Source organism: Streptomyces sp. NPDC058576 (assembly GCF_042718715.1).
Classification (GTDB): Bacteria; Actinomycetota; Actinomycetes; order Streptomycetales; family Streptomycetaceae; genus Streptomyces.
Map to the genome: position 1 here is coordinate 1 of NZ_JBHXPF010000084.1, position 2,173 is coordinate 2,173.

Below are 2,173 nucleotides of genomic sequence, written 5' to 3' on the forward strand. Positions count from 1 at the left end.
ACACCCCTCGTCTCCGGCGCCCCCAGCCCCCCAATACGCGCGCCGGCGGGGGCGGGGGGGGGCGCGGGCGGGCGGGGGCCCCCACCCCGCCCTGACGTCGGTCGTCGGTCGGACTCTCTTCCGGGCGTGGCTATGCGGCGCGGTCGTAGCAGGTGGAATCTTCGGGGGAGCAGGGGCCGGCTCCCCCGCTCTCGCTGCCGTCGGCCATGCGGAGAGGCCTCTTCTGGACCGCCCGGAGGAGAGCCCAGGTGACGAACAGGGCGGCGGTCACTGCCCAGGCGACGGCCCACCAGTCGGCAGTCGACCGGAGTATGGCCTCGGCGGCGGTCACGGCCATCGCGGCACCGTGGGCCCAGCACAGCAGAATGCCGGCCCATCGGGTGGCGCGGTCGATTCTCCGCAGGCCGAGTCTCGCCCCAGGTCCGTCCTGCCCCATGATTCCCCCCGCTGATCGCACTTTGCTTTGTCCGACCTTGACCGTTCATGTGTTCGGGCGCGAGGAATGATGCCTTCCGGGGGCGGTTTCCAGCCTCGATTTAGTTGACATCGAAACAGTTACCGCAAGGCAAGAGAGGCTTCTTCGGGTTACGTTCCGGGGTGAATCGGGCGCCGAAGTCGGCTTGTTCTGACGTGTTTGCGCTCCTCCGGTCGAGAGATTGTTCGCCTCTTGTGAAGAGACTGTGGAAGGTCGACGACGCGTTGCGGGCAGTGGCCGAGCCCGCTGTCGCCCACGATCGAGCGCGGGTCGACCCCGGTCCCGCACCCGCCGATTCCTTCCGGCCGTATTGGTCTGGACCGCAGCGGGCTGCCTGCTACCGTCGGCCGTGAAGATCGCGGCGACGGTGAAGAGGGGCAGCGCGATGATGGGCAACAGTGCCGGGCGGGCATTCATTGGGTCGTTCACCTCGGCGGGCGGGCGCGGCATCACCGCTGCCGCCGTGGACCGGGACACCGGCGCGCTGACCGTGCTCGGATCCACGGACGCCGTGCCCGACCCCTCGTTCCTCGCGGTCGGCCCCCGAGCCGGCGGTACGGTCCTGTACGCCGTCGGCGAGAGCGCCCCGGGCGTCGCCGCCGCCTTCGCCCTCGACGAGGATGTACCGGCCCTCCTGGGCCCCGTCCGGGCCGTCGAGGGTGATGCGCCCACTCACCTCGCGCTCGCCGCGAACCACCTGGTCACCGCCAACTACACCTCCGGCAGCGTCACCGCCCTGCCCGTGCTCGCCGACGGATCGCTCGGAGCGGCGGCCTCGGTGCTCCGGCACGAGGGCGGCGGTCCGGACGCCGGCCGCCAGGAAGCCCCGCACGCCCACCAGGTACTCGCCGACCCCTCCGGGAACTGGGTGGTCAGCGTGGACCTCGGCACCGACTCCGTACGCGTCTGCGCCCTGGACCCCGCCACCGGCGCCCTGCGGCTGCACGGCGAGACGGCCCTGCGTCCGGGCACCGGCCCGCGCCATCTGGCCTTCCACCCCTCGGGCGCTCTCGCCTACGTCCTGGGTGAGCTGGAACCGACCCTCACCGTCTGCCGCTGGGACGCGGCGACGGGCCGCCTCGACGTGCTCGGGGAGACGCCGGTACTGCCCGATCACGAGCGGGCCGGGCCGGCCGACGACGCGGTGCGCACCTACCCGTCCGAGGTGGTCGTCGCGCGTGACGGCCGCTTTCTGTGGACCGCCAACCGGGGGCACGACAGCATCTCCGTGCTCACCCTCGACGAGAGCGGCGAGAAGGCGGCCCTGGTGGCCACCGTCGGCTGCGGCGGCCGCTGGCCGCGCGACCTCACCCTCGACCCGAGCGGCCAGTGGCTCTACGCGGCCAACGAGCACTCCGGGAACGTCAGCTGGTTCGCCGTGGACGCCGAGACGGGCATTCCGCGGCACGCGGGCTCCGTCGAGGTCCCCGCGGCCTCCTGCGTCGTCCTCGTCTGACCATCCGCGCCGTCCTCGACCGGCAGCGGCCGCCCGGACAAGCGCGGCCGCCCCGCGCAAGTCGTCCCGTTACGGCGCAGCCGTCCCGTCACAGCGCGGCGGGGCCGGGCCCCACAGCTTAGAACCCGGCCGGGCCCGCCGGCGGAGCCGGGGTCCCCCCCCCCCGCCCCCCACCGCGGCGGGGCCCAGAAAACGGGGGGTTGTTTTATAACCCCCACAGGGGTGTGGGGGTGGGGCTGACA

Annotated in this window: 1 protein-coding gene; it reads left to right on the forward strand. The window is 73.0% G+C overall.

Annotation, left to right across the window (positions count from 1 at the left end):
- The first annotated feature begins 860 nt into the window (after positions 1 to 860).
- The gene (locus ACFWRV_RS33570; RefSeq protein WP_384339718.1) at positions 861 to 1,931 is read left to right on the forward strand and encodes a lactonase family protein; all 1,071 of its coding nucleotides are present in this window, start codon (positions 861 to 863) and stop codon (positions 1,929 to 1,931) included.
- The last annotated feature ends 242 nt before the right edge of the window (positions 1,932 to 2,173 follow it).